The organism is Edaphobacter bradus, from assembly GCF_025685645.1.
Classification (GTDB): domain Bacteria; phylum Acidobacteriota; class Terriglobia; order Terriglobales; family Acidobacteriaceae; genus Edaphobacter; species Edaphobacter bradus.
The window spans coordinates 1,394,565-1,411,662 of record NZ_JAGSYF010000001.1 but is presented as its reverse complement, the minus strand read 5'-3'; the positions used below and the strand labels follow the sequence as shown (position 1 = coordinate 1,411,662).

18 protein-coding genes are annotated in these 17,098 nt (G+C 61.1%); 5 read left to right on the top strand and 13 right to left on the bottom strand.

Features of this window, described 5'->3' with window-relative positions; translation table 11 throughout:
• Positions 1-2: 2 nt before the first annotated feature.
• The 12 genes from nuoK to OHL16_RS05960 form a co-directional block, all read right to left on the bottom strand.
• Positions 3-314, bottom strand: coding sequence for an NADH-quinone oxidoreductase subunit NuoK (gene nuoK, locus OHL16_RS06015; protein ID WP_263366159.1), 312 nt, complete (start codon positions 312-314; stop codon positions 3-5).
• Between the two features lie 6 nt (positions 315-320).
• On the bottom strand, positions 321-827 hold the full coding sequence (locus OHL16_RS06010; protein ID WP_263366158.1) for an NADH-quinone oxidoreductase subunit J family protein: 507 nt from the start codon (positions 825-827) through the stop codon (positions 321-323).
• A 77-nt stretch (positions 828-904) separates the two neighbouring features.
• Complete coding sequence (gene nuoH / locus OHL16_RS06005) at positions 905-1,966, bottom strand: NADH-quinone oxidoreductase subunit NuoH (RefSeq protein ID WP_263366157.1); 1,062 nt, start codon at positions 1,964-1,966, stop codon at positions 905-907.
• A gap of 27 nt (positions 1,967-1,993) precedes the next feature.
• Positions 1,994-4,384: a molybdopterin-dependent oxidoreductase gene (locus tag OHL16_RS06000; RefSeq protein WP_263366156.1), complete on the bottom strand. Its 2,391-nt coding sequence runs from the start codon at positions 4,382-4,384 to the stop codon at positions 1,994-1,996.
• Between the two features lie 138 nt (positions 4,385-4,522).
• Positions 4,523-5,845, bottom strand: a complete 1,323-nt coding sequence (nuoF, locus tag OHL16_RS05995; protein WP_263366155.1) for an NADH-quinone oxidoreductase subunit NuoF — start codon at positions 5,843-5,845, stop codon at positions 4,523-4,525.
• Positions 5,846-6,355: an NADH-quinone oxidoreductase subunit NuoE family protein gene (locus OHL16_RS05990; protein WP_263366154.1), complete on the bottom strand. Its 510-nt coding sequence runs from the start codon at positions 6,353-6,355 to the stop codon at positions 5,846-5,848. It abuts the gene before it with no gap.
• Positions 6,356-6,421: 66 nt separating this feature from the next.
• Complete coding sequence (locus OHL16_RS05985) at positions 6,422-6,724, bottom strand: transcriptional regulator (RefSeq protein WP_263366153.1); 303 nt, start codon at positions 6,722-6,724, stop codon at positions 6,422-6,424.
• Positions 6,725-6,815: 91 nt separating this feature from the next.
• Entirely contained in the window at positions 6,816-8,072 is a 1,257-nt protein-coding gene (gene nuoD, locus OHL16_RS05980) for an NADH dehydrogenase (quinone) subunit D (protein ID WP_317891035.1), read from the bottom strand.
• Positions 8,072-8,554: an NADH-quinone oxidoreductase subunit C gene (locus OHL16_RS05975; protein ID WP_263366152.1), complete on the bottom strand. Its 483-nt coding sequence runs from the start codon at positions 8,552-8,554 to the stop codon at positions 8,072-8,074. The genes nuoD and OHL16_RS05975 overlap by 1 nt, the downstream gene beginning before the upstream one ends.
• Complete coding sequence (locus tag OHL16_RS05970; protein WP_263366151.1) at positions 8,554-8,961, bottom strand: NADH-quinone oxidoreductase subunit A; 408 nt, start codon at positions 8,959-8,961, stop codon at positions 8,554-8,556. Before OHL16_RS05970 ends, OHL16_RS05975 begins: the two co-directional genes overlap by 1 nt.
• A gap of 60 nt (positions 8,962-9,021) precedes the next feature.
• The gene (locus tag OHL16_RS05965; protein ID WP_263366150.1) at positions 9,022-9,969 is read right to left on the bottom strand and encodes a prepilin peptidase; all 948 of its coding nucleotides are present in this window, start codon (positions 9,967-9,969) and stop codon (positions 9,022-9,024) included.
• Positions 9,970-9,990: 21 nt separating this feature from the next.
• Entirely contained in the window at positions 9,991-11,397 is a 1,407-nt protein-coding gene (locus OHL16_RS05960; protein ID WP_317891034.1) for a carbohydrate porin, read from the bottom strand.
• A 406-nt stretch (positions 11,398-11,803) separates the two neighbouring features.
• Here OHL16_RS05960 and OHL16_RS05955 point away from each other — a divergent pair, with 406 nt between their 5' ends.
• The 5 genes from OHL16_RS05955 (at position 11,804) to OHL16_RS05935 (ending at position 16,272) form a co-directional block, all read left to right on the top strand.
• Entirely contained in the window at positions 11,804-12,079 is a 276-nt protein-coding gene (locus OHL16_RS05955; RefSeq protein WP_263366148.1) for a metal/formaldehyde-sensitive transcriptional repressor, read from the top strand.
• A 456-nt stretch (positions 12,080-12,535) separates the two neighbouring features.
• Positions 12,536-13,306 (top strand): thiazole synthase, encoded by a 771-nt coding sequence (locus OHL16_RS05950; RefSeq protein ID WP_263366147.1) that lies wholly within the window; start codon positions 12,536-12,538, stop codon positions 13,304-13,306.
• A 53-nt stretch (positions 13,307-13,359) separates the two neighbouring features.
• Positions 13,360-13,869: a crossover junction endodeoxyribonuclease RuvC gene (gene ruvC, locus OHL16_RS05945; protein ID WP_263366146.1), complete on the top strand. Its 510-nt coding sequence runs from the start codon at positions 13,360-13,362 to the stop codon at positions 13,867-13,869.
• Positions 13,866-14,591, top strand: a complete 726-nt coding sequence (locus OHL16_RS05940) for a hypothetical protein (protein ID WP_263366145.1) — start codon at positions 13,866-13,868, stop codon at positions 14,589-14,591. The genes ruvC and OHL16_RS05940 overlap by 4 nt, the downstream gene beginning before the upstream one ends.
• Positions 14,592-14,658: 67 nt before the next feature.
• Entirely contained in the window at positions 14,659-16,272 is a 1,614-nt protein-coding gene (locus tag OHL16_RS05935) for a DUF6600 domain-containing protein (RefSeq protein WP_263366144.1), read from the top strand.
• Here the strand turns inward: OHL16_RS05935 and rsmA are convergent.
• Positions 16,269-17,066 carry a 16S rRNA (adenine(1518)-N(6)/adenine(1519)-N(6))-dimethyltransferase RsmA gene (gene rsmA, locus OHL16_RS05930; protein WP_263366143.1) on the bottom strand — a complete coding sequence of 266 codons (798 nt, stop codon included), beginning with the start codon at positions 17,064-17,066 and terminating at the stop codon, positions 16,269-16,271. The two genes, OHL16_RS05935 and rsmA, sit on opposite strands and share 4 nt — an antisense overlap.
• Between the last annotated feature and the right edge of the window lie 32 nt (positions 17,067-17,098).

Genomic DNA, 17,098 nt, shown 5'->3' with positions numbered 1-17,098 from the left:
CCTTAGAGTTTCAGCAGGTTGACCTGGTCGACGTTGAGGGTCTGTCGCGTGCGGAAGATGGCGATGATAATTGCGAGTCCGACCGCGGACTCGGCTGCTGCGACGACCATGACGAAGAAGACGAAGATCTGGCCCGAGACCTGGTGCCACATGTGCGCGAAGGCGACGAAGGTCAAGTTGACTGCGTTGAGCATCAGCTCGATCGACATAAAGACGGTGATGAGATTGCGCTTGATGAGGAAGCTGGCGACGCCGGTGGAGAAGAGGATGGCGGCGAGGACCAGGTACCAGGAGATAGGCACGACGGCTGTCATAAAGGGCTATTGCTCCTTTCGTGCGAGCACGACGGCTCCGAGGATCGCTACGAGGATAAGAACGCTGGTGACCTCGAACGGCAGCAGGAAGTCGCGGAAGAGTAGCGTGCTGACCTGGGAGATGTTGGAGACGGCGTGGCTGAGGTAGCCGCCGAGTTGGGCCGCGCCGAGGGACTTGCCTTCGGTGAGGAAGACGAAGCTGAGGAGGCAGAAGATGGCCGCGGCGCCGGGGAATCCGGCGATGTAGGCGGCACGGCTGCCGTGGGTTCGTTCTTCTTCGCCCGCGTTCAAAAGCATGATGACGAAGACGAAGAGCACCATGATGGCGCCGGAGTAGACGATGACCTGCGCGGCGGCGAGGAACTCGGCCCCGAGGGACCAGAAAAGGACGGCCAGGGACATCATGACGACGACCAGCGAAAGGGCGCTGTTGACCGGGTGCCTTTGCAGCAGGAAGTTGATGGCTCCCGCGACCGCCAGCGCGCCAAAGATGAGGAAGAGTGCCAGTTGCATGGTGATCTCGGTTCGATCTTTCTCAACGCAGCAGATATTTGGCTATCTGCTGATTGTAAAACAGCTTGCTGGCGCGGCTAGCCGCGCAGCGCAAGGACAAGGCTGGTGAGGATGATGTTGATCATCGCCAGCGGGAGAAGGAACTTCCAGCCAAATGCCATCAGCTGGTCATAGCGGAAACGGGGCAGCGTGCCTCGCACCCAGATGTAGAGCAGGAGAAAGCCGAAAACCTTGGCGACGAACCAGAAGATGGGAAAGATGGCGGTGAGGATAGGGCCGCCAAAGTTGTCGGGGAGGAGATGCCCGAGGGGACTCGAGGGGCCGCCGAGGAAGAGGAGTGAGGCGACGCAGGCTACGGTAATCATGTTGGCGTACTCGGCCATGAAGAACATGGCGAACTTCATGGAGGAGTACTCGGTGTGGTAGCCGGCGACCAGTTCAGATTCGGCCTCGGGAAGGTCGAAGGGAGCGCGGTTTGTCTCGGCGTAGGCAGCCATAAGGTAGATGAAGAAGGCGAGGATCTGGAAGCCGCCGAAGACATTCCAAGACAATGCGCCGTGGGCAGACTGGCTGTTGACGATGTCGCGCAGGCTGAGCGACTGGGCGCGGAGGACGACCCCGACGAGCGAGAGGCCGAGCGCCAGCTCGTAGCTGATCATCTGCGAGGTGGCACGGAGGGAGCCGAGGAGCGCGAACTTGTTGTTCGACGACCAGCCGGAGAGCGCGATGCCGTAGACGCCGATGGAGGTGATGCCGAGGATGACCAGCAGGCCGATGTTGATGTCGGCGATGTTGAACATGTCCACGCCCTGGATGTGGTGGACCTGTCCGAAGGGAACGACTGCGATGGAGACGAGCGCGCAGGTGAGCGCGATGATGGGTGCGATGATGAAGAGCGGGCGCGCGGAGGCGAGCGGCATGAGGTCTTCTTTAAGGAAGAGCTTGATGCCGTCGGCGAGCGGCTGCAGCATGCCAAAAGGGCCGACACGCGAGGGGCCCCAGCGGTTCTGCATGCGGCCGAGTACCTTGCGCTCGAGCAGAACGGTGTAGGCGACCGCCGACAGCGTGATGACGAGCACGACGACGATCTTGAGGATACTGAGCAGCAGGAACGTCTGGAATGGACTGAGATAGCTCACGATTTTTACTCTTGCTCCCTGTCGTTATCAGTCTGCTGCGGTTTGAATCTGGGTCAGGGGTTGGCTGGCCTGGAATTGTTGCACGTCATTGAGCATGGTGGAATAGCGGCCCAGAGTTCCTGAGGTGAAGAGGGTGTCGTTGGCCGGGAGGACTAGGTCACGGCGGTTGCCTATCTGGACGAGGCCGCTCGCGGCGGGTTCCAGGTGCTGGTCGTTGCCGCTCAGTAGCTGGAGCCGAAGCAGGTTGTAGCCGGGGACCAGCCGTTGAATCTCGTCGAGAATGGCGAAGGGGTCGAAGGGCGAGAGCTTCGGCTCGAGGTTGTTCGCCGTCAACCATACCGTATGGCGGTCAGCCTCGCCGGACTGCGCGCCGCGGCTCTGGCCCATGTCGGCGCGGAGGCCCTTGCCGAAGGGGACGAGTTGCTTGACGTCAGCGCCCATCTTGTCTGCGATGCGGACGATCATCTCGAAGTCGGTGCGGACGCCGGCGCGGTCGCCAGCCTTGTTGACGAGCTGAAGGTCGCCGTAGCTGTTGGTGACGGAGCCGGACTTCTCGTAGAGGTTCGCGGCGGGAAGGATGACGTCGGCGATCTGCGCGGTCTCGGTGAGAAACATCTCCTGCACGATGACAAAGGTGTTCTTGAGAGTCGCGGTATCGACGCCGTAACGGGCGATGGGATTTGCGCCGACGACGTAGAGAGCGGAGAGCTCGCCGCGACCGGCGGCGTCGAAGATCTCGAGCATGTCGAGGCCGGGTGTCGTGGGTGCGTTATGCTCCGCGAATGTTCCGGGCGCCGCAACCGGCGTGTAACCCGGAAGCATGTCGGGCAGCAGGCCCATGTCGGCGGCTCCGCGCGAGTTGACGTAGTCGGAGAGCAGAGCGAACTTTCTGTTCGGCATAGTGAGGCCGAAGTTGAGGAGGCGCTTCAGGTCTGCGCCCCGGAACTCGGAGCCGATAAGAACGAGGAGTTCCTTTTCGGCGCGTACGGCGTCACGGAAGCGGTGGAACGACGCTGCGTCTGCGCCGGGATGCGTCAGTGCTTCGACGGCGGAGTCATCTCCGGCGAGGAAGCTGGCGAGCGCGCCGTAGCTAAAGGGAGCGATGTGGGCAAAGGCCTTCGCCTGGCGGCGGAGCTTGATCTCCTCGGAGTTGGCAACATAGAGGCGAGCCTTGTTGAGGCGGACGTCGCTGCGGAGGTTCCACGCCGTTCCGGGGGCCTGGTTGGTGGGGTCTCCGCCGAGAACCATGATGGCCGGTGCCGTGTGAGTGTCGCGGAGCGATGCGGCACGATTGGAATGCCCTGCAAGGCCCTGGGCGAAGGTGACGTAGTCCGCCGTACGATGGTGGTCGATGTTGTTAGTGCCGACGACCGTGCGGGCGAACTTCTGCAGCAGGTAGGCCTCTTCGTTGGTGAGGCGGTTGCCGCCGATGACCCCAATGGACTTGCCGCCGCGGGCATCACGCAGCTCACGCAGCTTCATGCCCGCGTGGGTGAAGGCCTCCTCCCAGGAGACGGGCTTGAGTTCGCCGTTCGCCTGGCGGACGAGTGGCTGGGTGATGCGGTCCTTGTGGTTGGCGAAGTCGAAGGCGTAGCGGCCCTTGTTGCAGAGGAAGTCGCCGTTGATGCCGCTCTTGTCGCGGTTGTCGCCACGGAGAATCTCCGCGCCGTCGGAGGTGGAACGCACGCCGAGTGTGGTCTTGCAGCCGTCGCCGCAGTGCGTGCAGATGGTGGAGACGTGGTTCATCTCCCACGGACGGGTTTTGTAGCGATAGGTGCCGCTGGTGAGCGCGCCGACGGGGCAGGCGTCGATGCACATGCCGCACTGCTCGCAGTCCAGGTGGGCGAGGTTGTCAGGGGCGAGCTGGGCGGGAATGTTGGGAGCGATGACGGCGGATGAGCCGCGGTTCTGGATGCCGAGCGCGAAGACGTCCATGCCCTCGCCGCACATGCGGACGCAGCGGTAGCAGAGGATGCAGCGCGGGCGGTCGAAGTAGACGACCGGGGACCACTTCTGCTCCTCGCGGTGGTTCTTGGGCTCGGCGTAGAAGCTGTCGGCGGCGCCGTACTTGAAGGTCATGTCCTGCAGTTCGCACTCGCCGCCGGCGTCGCAGACGGGGCAGTCGAGGGGGTGGTTGCCGAGCAGGAGCTGAATGGTGGCCTTGCGGGCCTGGGCGATCTCGGGGGTCTCGGTCTGGACGACCATGCCTTCGGCAACCGTCGTGGTGCAGGCGGTCTGGAGCTTTGGCATCTTCTCGATGCGGACGACGCACATGCGACACGCGGCCTGCAGTGACAGCCCGGGGTAGTAGCAGAAGGCGGGGACCTCGATGCCGGCGGACTTGCAGGCGTCGATGAGCAGTGTGCCCGCGGGGGCGGTGAGTTGTTTGCCGTCTACTGTGAACTTTACGTCTGGCATCTGAAATCCTCTACTTCGACTTCTCGATCAAAATCTGCTGATCTGAGCTGTAGTGTTTGCGTAAGCTCAACACGCGGAACAGACCGACTAAAAGTACGATTGCAACCAATACCCAGACTAGTCCAGACAGAGTCTTGTTCAATGTCCTGCTCCTACGAGCTCCTGCACGGTGATGATCGGGGTTCCGGCCTTGTGGCCCTCGATGTAGTCCTCGAACTCCTTGCGGAACTTCTTGACGAAGCCGATGGTCGGCATAGCGGCCGCGTCGCCGAGCGGGCAGAAGGTGCGTCCCAGCATGTTTTCGGCGAGGTACTGGACGTTATCCACATCCTTTTTGGCCCCGCCGCCGTTGTAGACGCGGGTGAGGGTCTTCTTGATCCAGTCCGTGCCTTCGCGGCAGGGGATGCACCAGCCGCAGGACTCGTGCTGGTAGAAGGCGATGGTGCGGAGGGCGAACTCGACGATGGAGACGGTCTCGTCAAGCACGACGATGCCGCCTGATCCGAGCATGGTGCCCGCCTTGGCCATCTGGTCGAAGTCGAGGCCTACGTCGATCTCATCCGCGGTGAGGACTGGGCAGGAGCTTCCGCCGGGGACGACAGCCTTGAGCTTCTTGCCGTCCTTGATACCGCCGGCGACGTCGTAGATGGCCTTGCGGAGCGAGTAGCCCATGGGCAGCTCGTAGACGCCGGGGCGCTCTACATGTCCGGAAATGCCAAATAGCCGTGTGCCGCCGTTGCGCTCCGAGCCGAGCTTGGCGTACTCTTCGCCGCCCATCAGCAGGATGTGAGGCGCAGCGGCGATGGTCTCGGCGTTGTTGATGACCGTGGGGCCGCCGTAGAGGCCGACGACGGCGGGGAAGGGAGGCTTGATGCGAGGGACGCCGCGCTTGCCTTCGAGCGACTCCATGAGGGCGGATTCTTCGCCGACCTCATATGCCCCGGCGCCGGACTGGGTGACGATATCGAAGTCGACGCCCTGGTGGCCGAAGATGTTCTTGCCGAGGATGCCCTTGGCATAGGCGTCGGCGACGGCCTTCTCTACGATCTTCAGCAGGTAACGGTACTCGCCGCGCAGATAGATGAAGCCCATCTTCGCGCCGATGGCGAGGCCGGCAATCATTGTACCTTCGATGACGGCGTGCGGATCATGCAGGAAGATGACGTGGTCTTTGCAGGTTCCCGGCTCGGACTCGTCGCCGTTGACGAGGACGTACTTGGGCTTCTCGGACTGCTTGGGCACGAAGGACCACTTCATGCCGGTAGGGAAGCCGGCTCCACCGCGACCGCGCAGGCCCGAGGCCTTCATGGTGTTGATGATCCAGTCGGGACCCTGGGCGATGGCCTTCTGCACGGCCTTGTAGCCGTCGAGTTCAATGTACTTGTCGATATTGGTCGCGCCCTGTCCGAAACGGCGGCTGATAACGTGGACTTCATCGGGATGGGAGACGAGGGTGGGCATCTATTTCACGTCCTTTCCCAGGCCCTGGCGATAGGTCTCGAGGATCTCGTCGACCTTGACCGTGGTGAGGTTGTCGTGGAAGTCGTAGTTGACCTGCATGGCCGGGGCCCAGCAGCAGGCTCCAATGCACTCGACCTCCTCTAAGGAAAATAGACCATCTTTCGTCACTTCTTTATGCCCGATGCCGAGCTTGTGCTTGCAGTGGTCGAGGATCTCGTAGCCGCCGCGCAGCATGCAGGAGATATTGGTGCAGACCTGTACGTTGTACTTGCCCGCAGGCTTTGTGCGCAGCATGGAGTAGTACGAAAGCACGTTGCGTACGTCCAACTCGATAAGGTCAAGCCGAGCAGCAATCTCGGTGACGACCGCATCGGAGATGTAACCTACGTCGTCCTGCGCGTAGAGCAGCATGGGCACGAGGGCGGAGCGCTTGACGGGATAGATGGTGACCAGGTGGTCGAAACGGGCGGCCATCTCCGGCGAAAAGATCGAATTTGCAATCGTGCTCATCGTTTGAGTTCCTGGGCGGCAGGATGAAGCAGATTCCTCCGCTCCGCTGCGGAATGACAACCAAAACTACCGAGACTCACTCATCATCTCCCGTGCCAGCGATTCGGCGGCAAGGTCCATCTGTTGGGGTATCCCATTTAGTTTAACCGTTCCGTCTTCTTCAAGAGAAAAAGGAGAGCGGTTACCCTCGCTGTCTTCGACGAGATCGTGCGTGAAGCGAAGCCAGCGGCTTGCGACCCGCAGGGTGATCTCGTCTGCGCCGACCTCTACGACAGCATGATGCCGGCTGTTGAGTCCGTGGACAGCGGCGTAGGAACGAAGCAGCGATGCCCAGGAGGTCCAAAGCTCACGGTGGAGAATTGTGTCCAACCGTTCCCTCAGGGGCTAACTGCCCCGATTGATCCATCCAAATGTTTGGGCATGGCTGAAGGCCGTGCCCTTATGACAGCAAAAAACTGACCTATCGATCGATCTCCCCGAGAACGATATCGATTGACCCAATGACGGCGACGACATCGGCAAGCAATCTTCCCTTGCACATGGTCTCGAGCGCCTGCAGCGTGGCGAAGCCCGGGTTGCGCATGTGGACGCGGTAGGGCTTGGCGGTTCCGTCGGAGACGACGTAGTAGCCCATCTCTCCGTGCGGCGCCTCGACGGCCTGGAAGACCTCTCCGGCCGGCACTGCAAAGCCTTCGGTGACGATCTTGAAGTGATGGATGAGCGACTCCATCTGGGTCTTCATCTGTTCGCGATCGGGCAGGATGATCTTGGGGGCGACGGCGGTGATGCGGCCTTCTGGCATGCCGTCGAGGGCCTGCTGGGCGATCTTCACGCTCTCGCGCATTTCCTGCATGCGTAGGACGTAGCGGGTCCAGACGTCGCCTTCCGTAGCGACGGGCACTTTGAACTGAAACTTCTCGTAGCCCGAGTAGGGCATGTCGCGGCGGATGTCCCAGTCCACGCCCGAGGCGCGCAGGGGCGGCCCGGTGACTCCGAGCGCGATGGCGTCTGCGGCGGAGAGATAGCCAACGCCCTTGATGCGGTTGATCCAGATGGGATTGCCGGAGAGGAGGTTCTCGTACTCCTGGATCTTCTCGGGGAAGAGGTTCAGGAACTCCTGCACCTTCTCGTAGAAGTCCAGCGGCGGCTCGAGCGAGACTCCGCCGATGCGGATATAGCTGGTCATCATTCGCTGGCCGGCGAGGCCCTCGAAGATTCGGAGCAGCATCTCGCGCTCGCGGAAGCAGTAGAGGAAGACGGTGAGCGCGCCGATGTCCATGGCGTGCGTTCCCAGCCAGACCAGGTGCGACTGAATGCGCGTCAACTCGCTGAGGAGAACGCGAAGGTACTGTGCGCGCTCGGGAATCTCCAGGCCCAGCAACTTCTCCACCGCGAGGCAGTAGGTGAGGTTGTTGACCATTGGGCATAGATAGTCGACGCGGTCGGTCATGGGAACGACCTGCTGGTAGAACTTCGCCTCGCAGGTCTTCTCGATGCCGGTGTGGAGGTAGCCGATGTCTGGCGCGAGCGAGACGACGGTCTCTCCGTCGATTTCGAGCACGAGGCGGAGAACGCCGTGCGTCGAAGGATGCTGCGGCCCCATGTTGATGACCATCGTCTGGTCGGCCAGAGGGTCGGTGCCGTGCTTGTGCAGTTCGGCATCAGCGATAACGTCGTCGATTCCGGGAATGACCATGTCTGGAGCAGCGGGTGCCATTAGCGATAGCCCTCCACGGGGTAGTCCTTGCGCAGGGGATGGCCGTTCCAGTCCTCCGGCATCATAATGCGGCGAAGGTTGGGATGGCTGCCGAAGTGAACGCCGAAGAGGTCGAAGACCTCACGCTCGTAGAAGTTGGCCGCGGGCCAGACACTGGTGATGGAGTCGATCGCAGCATCATCCCCTGAGAGGCGCACGATAAGGCGTACGCGACGCTTCAGCGAGTGGGAGAGGATGTGGTAGGTGATCTGGAAGCGTGGTTCGGAGGGGTACCAGTCGACCGCGGTGACCGTTTCGAGGAAGTTGTAGCCGGCCTTCTGTACGGCCTGACAGGCGGTGATGATGTTCTCGCGGGCGACGGTGATGGTCAACTCAGCGCGGTCGTACTTGGCGTCAGTGGCCAGCGAGGACAGGGCTTTGACGGCGGGCTCTTCGGGAAACTTCTCGAAGACCGCCTGTGCGCCTGTGATTGGGGCGTCCATTAGAGATCTCCCTTGTCTGTGGACCAGTCGAGAATGCCTTTCTTCCAGACGTAGAAGAGGCCGACGGCGACGAAGCCGAGGTAGACGAGCATCTCGTAGAAGCCGAACATGCGCGAGCCAGTGATGGCCGGCAGACGGCGGAAGATGACCGCCCAGGGAAGCATGAAGACGGCCTCAACGTCGAAGAGGATGAAGAGCATCGCGACCATGTAAAAGCGGACGGTAAACCGTCCGCGAGAGTCGCCCAGGGGCTCCATACCGCACTCGTAGGAGCTTGATTTAGTACGGGAGTTCTTGTGTTTGCCGATGAGGAAGGACGCGCCGACCATACCACATGCAAGGCCCAGTGCTACCAGGATTTGCAGGACCAGCGGAAGGTAGTTCCAGATGTATGGGTACTGTTGCATGGCCATCTTCGACTCTAAGAGTGTGACTGACAAGTGTCAAGTTAGCCGACGCTTACGGTGCTATCGCATCAGCACGCTGTAGGACTCGATGATCCTGTCCCCGAACTGCGCGGCGAATAGGCCTCCAGCAGCGAGAAAGCTGCCGAAAGCGAGCTTCGTTGCCAGCGCTGCCTTGCCGCGCACCATGAGCACGACTCCGTAGACGCTCGCCGTCAACACGCCGGCAAACAACGCCAGCACTGCCGGCCAGAAGCCGAGGAGAGACGCGATCATTGCAAAAAGTTTCACATCCCCCAGGCCCATGCCTTCGCGGCGGCGGAGCGCGTGGTAGAGCCAGCGCACCAGGAGCAGCAGCAGCGCGGCACAGCAGACGGCGAGCACGCGTCCGCCGATGAGGGCTTCAGGGCCGGTGAGAAAGACGTTGCCGCGGTCGCTGACTCCTCCTGGGCTGGAGAGGTGGATACTCTGACGGGTCAGCAGGACCTGGCCCTCATTTGGGCCGAGGAAGATAGCCTGCGTGCAGATGAGGAACAGGCCGGCCGCGATTCCTGTGAGCGTAAAGGCATCCGGCAGCAACTGCGTCTGCCAGTCCATGACGATGAGGCCGATGAGCAGGAAGCCAAGGATAGTGACGGCGACGTTGACGATGATGCCAGAGACTGCGTCCGACGTCGTTCCGACGCCGCTGGGTTTCCAGAAGTAAAAGCTGAGCAGCGTGTGAAGGCGTGCTGCCTGGACGGCGAACCAGATGCCGACGGCAAGCTCGACCAGCGGATAGCGCGGGGGAATGGTCTGGTGGCAGTCGCGGCAGCGGCGTCCCAGGAGAAGCCAGCTAAGAAGCGGAATGTTGTCGTACCAGCGGATGGCGGCTCCGCACTCCGGGCAGCGCGAACGCGGGTGGATGATCGATTCGTGCCAGGGCAGGCGGGAGATGCAGACGTTCAAAAAGCTGCCAAAGAGCAGGCCGAGAAGAAACCCGGCAATCTCATAGAGGATGCGAGAGTTCACGCTTGAAGTATACGGCGCAATCTAGAAATCGACGTGCATGCGGACGGATTCGACCAGCACCGGGCCGCGGTCCTTGTTGTAGCCGGGATGATTGATGAACTGCATGTCGAGGGCATAGTAGACCCCGCGCCATGCGCGCAGGTTGTAGTAGCCCTCGAGGATGTCTTCGCGCGCGTAGTTGAGTTTGCCGTCGCCGAGCAGAAAGCCCAGTCCACCGTAGCGCAGGTAGTTCTGGTGGTCGCGCTTGATGGCGTTCGAGCTGAAGGCGAGGCCCAGCTTGTCGTAGGGGCGGGACCAGCGCCGGCCGGCGTAGTCGCCGCCGAACTCGATCGTCTGGTCGACCTCGGTGTATGCGTAGGACTCATGCTGCCCCTCGTTCCAGCCGAAACGGAGGAAGGCGCGCAGGTCCTGGGTGAGCTCCTGCTCTGCGTTGAGTCCGAAGCCATATTTGACGGCACCGAACTTCTCCACTGAAGTGATCTCAGGCCGGGTACCGACGCCCGAGAGATATGCCTTGACTGCGTCACGGTAGAGTCCCATGTGCGCGTGGTTCACGTAACCGAGCGCTCGAACGACTCCCTTGCGGTCTGAGCTGACGAGGCCTCCCAGGAGCGAGCGGCGCAACTCGAACTCCACATTCTGGCCGCTGGCGCGCCGCAGGTTCCAGTCGAGATCGATTCCGTTGGCGACCTTTGGCATCAACGCGACGCCGTAGCGGGCAGACCAACCTTTGTCGATGTACTCGGCTATGGCTCCGTAGGTGTAGCCACGGGTGTCGGCAGCGTAGTCCCATGCGCCATTGTTGTCGGTGGTCCAGTTGAGGAACTGGAGATGGCTGTCGGTGCCGATGCTGTTGAGATCGAAGAAGTCGGGCATGCCCAGCTTGCCGACATGAAGCTCCAGCCGGCGCTCAGGGGCCTGTGTCGCGAGCGAGAATGGGGTGCGGCTGACGTCCACGAGCTTGCTTGAAAGGCCGATGGTCTGGTGTAACTGAACACGGGCGACGTAGGGCGCGGAACCCAGATTAGGGTTGCGCACGACGTCGAGGTTAGTGAAGCCACCCAGTCCCAGCGCCTCGCTGATGCCGCGGCCTCCTGTGGATTCGACATCCAAAATGGCGTCGGTGTTGTAGCGGGCATGCCTATGCAACTGGAGCCCGAGAAAGAGCGTGCCGACCAATGAGGTCTTGTACTCGCCGCGGCTAAGCAGGCTGTTTGGCCCTTCATATGGTGAGTGAAATGGGCCGTGCGCCTGAAAGATGATGTTTGCCTGTCCGGTGATGAGCCATGGAGCGCCCTCCGGGTGAGGGAAGACCGTCGCCGAGGAGTCCCCTGCCGGCACCGGCGCATCGGGCAGCTTAACCCGGGGGCTGGGGTGGGCGGCGCCTAGCGCCATCTCCTGTGCATGTGCGAAGAGGGATAGTGTCAAAAGAAGAAGAGCTGCCAGAGCTTGCGACGAATTTTTGAGTGTCCGGGGCAATGTTAACGAGGATGCTGGAAGAATGTAAACGTAGCGCAAACGGCCTGCCTTCCCCGGGGGGCGAGAGAAGGCAGGCCGAGTTAATCCGGGGTCGTCGTCTTGTTCGTCGATGGTCTCTGGCAGGGCGGACCAGACGCAGGCGAGCGGGCAACGCTCATTGGTAGTTTCGACCCAGCGGCGGATGATCCCGGTACGTGGATTCGCAGTATGTTGTTTGGAGCGATTGAGGTGCAACATCCGGTTAATCATTGGCTGACTCCTCCTTTCTGTGTGCGAAGGCATTGGTTCTGCGATCTTCACAACGGGTTGACACTCGATATAGTATACCCCCATATAGTATTTACGGGGAGGTGAGATGTCCCATACCAGAAGAGAACAGATCAAGCTACTCAACCGAGTCAAGCGGATTCGCGGTCAGATGGACAGCGTCGAGCGGGCACTGGCCTCAGAAGACCACGAGTGTGCCGATGTCCTGATGCTGCTAGCCGCGGTGCGTGGTGGAATCAATGGGTTGATGGCGGAGGTCCTCGAGGACCACGTCCGGCTGCATCTGCTGCAGGATGGCCACGCTCCGCTGACCCCAGAACTGGGCGAGGACCTAATCGATCTCGTGCGCGCCTATCTCAAGTAGTAGTCGCATGCTGATGCCTCCTTTTGGGTTTGAGCGAAGTTGCGTTTTGTATGTTTGCGTATCTAAGTCGTTGATAGCAGCATATCATCAAAGTTAACCGTGGTTAACTAAAAATAGTGTTCCATGATTTATTCGAATTTCGCCTGAGTACTCCTTGATGCCGGGGTGCGAGGGGCCGCTTGCATGCGGCTGCTCCTGGCGGTAAGCTGCCTGTACACGGGAAAGGAGGGTGATCCAGCCTATGAAATCTGACAGTAAGAGTTGCATCAATACACGTGAGGTGACTGAGGCTTAGAGCGTCCCTGCTCTAGTCCTGGCGGTCTTCAACTTCGAAGCTCAACGCCGAGGCCCTCCGAGTACGGACGCCTCAGGTCAATCTCAACAGTTCACCGGCATGCGGCCCGTGGCTCCACATGGAGTGCGGGCCGTCTGCGTCTTCGGCTTTAGAATAACGACATGACACCTCTGGTTATTGCGGGCAGGGCCTTTCAGTCACGGCTGATTGTTGGCACGGGAAAGTACAAGGACGGACCTGAGACGCAGGCAGCGATTGAGGCCTCGGGCGCGGAGATGGTGACTGTCGCGGTAAGGAGGGTGAACCTCGACCGGTCGAGCGAGTCGCTGCTCGACTACATCGATCCGCAACGCTACTTCCTGTTGCCGAATACGGCGGGCTGCTACACCGCCGAGGAGGCGATTCGCGCGGCAAGGCTGGGGCGGGAGGTCGGGCTTTCCGACTGGGTAAAGATTGAGGTCATCGGCGACCAGAAGACGCTGTATCCGGATGTGCAGGCGACGCTGGAGGCCACACGGGTTTTGGTAAAGGAAGGCTTTACGGTTCTCCCGTATACATCTGACGATATTGTATTTGCCAAGCGGCTCATCGACGCTGGAGCTGCGGCCGTCATGCCGCTTGGAGCGCCGATCGGCAGTGGCCTGGGGCTGCAGAATACGGCGAATCTGCGAATCCTGCGGGAACTCATCACGGAGGTTCCTCTGATTGTCGACGCAGGGGTGGGAACGGCCTCAGACGCTTCGGTGGCGATGGAGCTTGGGTTCGACGCGGTGCTGATGAATACGGCGATCGCTCAGGCGCAGGACCCGCTGCTGATGGCTGAGGCGATGCAGCATGCGGTGCTGGCCGGGCGGCAAGCATATCTGGCAGGCCGGATGCCAAAGAAGCTGTATGCGACGGCGAGCTCGCCAGTCGAGGGAATCTCGCGATAGCGGGACTCAAGCTTGTCAGCGGCTTGCAGCCGCAGATGCAGTAAACTTCGCCCATGCGTGTCTTCGGAATCGATTGCGGCACGGAGTTCACCGGCTATGGTGTGGTCGAACTCGACGACCGCTCGCGGATGCCCCGTCTCGCTCATATTGCTGCCGGGACGATTCGGCTTAGCAAGAAAGAGAAGACGCCGCACCGGCTGGCCCAGGTGTACGCGGAGCTGACTGCGCTGCTTGCGTTGCATCAGCCCGATGTTGTGGCGATTGAAGAGGTCTTCTTTTCGGCCAATGCGAAGTCGGCCCTGAAGTTGGGGCAGGTGCGCGGTGTGGCCATGCTGGCGGCTGCGAGCTGCGGTCTGCCGGTTGCCGAGTACGCTCCGCTCTCGATCAAGAGCTCCGTCGTCGGCTACGGCCTGGCGGCGAAGGAGCAGGTGCAGTTTATGGTGACCCGGCTGCTGGAACTGGATCGCGCCCCCGAATCGCCTGACGCAGCGGATGCATTGGCGATTGCCATCTGCCATATCCATACGGCGCAGACGCTTGAGGCGCAAGGGGTCCGCCGATGAATGTGATGAGGAATGCGTTGCCGCGAGTAGTGTTGGGAGTCGTTCTGGCGGCAGGTTCCGGGCATGCCTTCGCGGGACAGTCTGGTACGACATCGAACGATCTATCAGCTTCGACCCTGCCGGAGGTAAGCTTCAACTTCGATCGAGTAGGGTTGTCGGTTCCTCACTTCACTCTTCTAGTCCATGAGGATGGCAGCGGACGGTATCAGGCCCAGGAGGCTCCGGTTGCTGGAACTCAAACTGTGTCACAACATACGGCAGGGAAGCCCATTGATCGCCCCATCACGCTAAGTGCGCCGACGGTAGCGATGATCTTCAAGACGGCCCGTTCGCTCAACCACTTCAACATGACCTGCGCGTCGAAGGCAAAAAACATTGCCGATACAGGCAACAAGACGCTGAGCTACTCCGGGCCCGATGGGCGCGGAGCCTGCACCTATAACTTCTCAGAGAACAAAGGCGTTATGGTGTTGACGGATATGTTTGAGGCCATCGCCTTCACGATGGACACGGGCCGGCGTCTGGAATTTCTACACCGCTATGACCGCCTGGGGTTGGATGCCGAGATGGAGACCCTCACGCACGAGGTGGAGCAGAAACGCGCACTGGAGTTGGGGACGATCTCGGACACGCTGACGTCGCTGGCCAGCGATGACTCCGTGCTCCAGAGAGTGCGAATACGGGCTGAAAAACTGCTGGAGCTGGCGAACAATAGCAAGTAGCGCCAGGGAACCTCTGAGCGCGACTCGCGTCTAATCATCAAGTGTTGCATGTAGTACGGAGTCCTTTATGAAGGGCCATCCTTGGTTGCGTTCCGGAGTTCCTGGGTGGGGAATCCGGCGAGTGCTGATTGCGCTGGTATTAGCGGGGGCGTCAACTTTGCTGTGGGCGGAAGCCGAAGGTGCTCACCGCACTGCTCGGCTTAGCTATGTTCAGGGCAGTGTCAAGGTGGATCTCGTCCGCACCGGGGGCAGCTATAAGGCACAGTTGAATATGCCCCTGTCCCAGGGACAGCGCATCCGCACCGAGGAAAATGGGCAGGCCGAGGTGGAGTTTGAGGACGGCAGCGTGGTGCGGCTTACTCCGTATTCGACGCTAAGTCTGGATACGCTGAAGGTTGATGAGGGTGGTAATTTTCAGACGCATATGAGCGTGGTCGGAGGCCTGGTGTATGCGGAGTTGCGTGCCTCTTCGACGGTTGAGTACAGGCTGGCTGCGGGCGGAGACGTGATTACTCCTCTGGTGGATGCGACGGTTCGCGTAAATCTGGATCAGCCTCCAGCACTGATTGCGGTGTTTTCAGGGGCGGTCCATGTCGAGCGGGTCGACATGCGAACTGGGGGGTATCGCACGGATGTGCAGGCTGGGCAAAGTGTGATCGATGATTCATCGTCGCCGAACAGATTCCTCTTGATACAGCAGATCGCGGAGGACTCGTGGGACACGTGGAACGCAGACCGGGACCAGGCGGCGGCCGATCAGGCAGCGGCCCGCACCAGCGCTCGTGACGGATTTGCCGGGAACCAGGGCTATGGCTGGTCCGACCTTGACACGTATGGGACGTGGTATGACGTGCCGGGGCAGGGGCTGGTGTGGCAGCCGACGGCAGGGCTGGATTCAGGGTTCGATCCTTATGGCTACGGGAGCTGGGTGTGGTCTTCAGGCCTGGGGTATTTATGGGCGTCGGGATATCCGTGGGGATGGACGCCATACCGCTGCGGAAACTGGTCGTACTGGGGCGGTTTTGGCTGGGGCTGGGCGCCGGGAATCGGTTGCGGCTTCGGTGGATGGGGCTTTGGCGGAGTATCCGTGATTAATATAGGCCGGCCTCCGTTGGGATATCGCCCCCCGACCGTGCCGGTGCGTGGCCCGCAGGGCGTGCATCCGATTGTGAGTGTTGGACGGCTGACCAAGCCTACGAGGCCTTTGCATGCGCCGGAGGAGACGCGGACAATTGCCGGGCAGATCGCGACTCCATTGCATCCGGTCGGCGGCAGCGAAGCATTTCAGAGTGGCAACACGGGAGCAGCCTTGCGGCGGGATTTCCCGGTTGACCGCACTAGCCATCCAGGATCGGTAATTGTGACTGGGCCAAGTGTCACTGGGCAGCGTCAGACAGTGCCGAACATGCCAGTGCAGAGGCAGCCGTATTCGTCGTTCCGCTCCGGACCGGCCGCTCAGTCTTTACGACCAGCTCCGATTGTGGGCCATATCCCGGCTGTGGAGATACATGGCGCTCAGGCTCCAATGCCTCACCCCTCTTACGCGATGCCACAGCCGTACTATGCGCCGCCGATGTTACAGCCGCACTATTCTGCGCCGCCGATGTCCCATTCGCCGGCGGGACCTTCCGCTCCGTCTGGAGGGCATTCGGGGGCGGCGGGTTCTGGGCGAAGCCGTTAGAGAGCGTGCTTGCTCAGCGCGCGATAGAGCTCTGCCATTGCTTCCAGTGTGAGGGATTCGGCCCGCGCCTGCTGCGATATGCCGGTGGGCCAATGGGTCAGCTGCGCAGTGGAGTAGCCTGCGGCCCGAAGGTTGTTGTGCAGCGTCTTGCGTTTCTGCGCGAATATCTGTTTGAGGAAGGCGTCGAATCCTGCTGCGTCGACGCGCAGTTCGTGAAATCGTGGTGCGAACTCCAGCCGGAGCACAGTTGAGTGGACCTCGGGAGGCGGTGAGAAGGCCGAGGGTGGAAGGGTAAATAGATTCTCGACTCGCGCATACATCTGCGTGGTCGCAGAGAGAAGTCCATACTCTCGCCTGCCGGGAGAGGCGGAGACTCGCTCCGCGACTTCGCGTTGCATCATGACGACGGCTCGCGCCAGCTTGACTTGCGCGGCAGCGGCGTAGAGGTGGAGCAGGATGTCGGATGTGATGTAGTACGGCAGGTTGCCGATGACGTCCGCTGTTTCGTCTTGAGGGGCGAGAGATGCGAGGTCGGATTTCAGCACGTCGATCTCTACGATCTCGACATTGGGTTGGTCGCGAAAGCGGTGAGCAAGCTCGGGGGCCAGTTCGCGGTCAAGTTCGAGCGCGATCAGCCGTTTGCAGCGTGAGGCGAGGATTTCGGTGATGGCTCCGCGCCCGGGGCCGATCTCGATCACCGTCCGCTGGCTGATGTCTCCGAGCGCTGCCACGATGGCGTGACGCGCGGCCTCATCGACCAGAAAATTCTGTCCGAGTTTCGCTTTATGTTTCATTCGTCGTGGTGCGCGGGAAACGCATTGGGCAT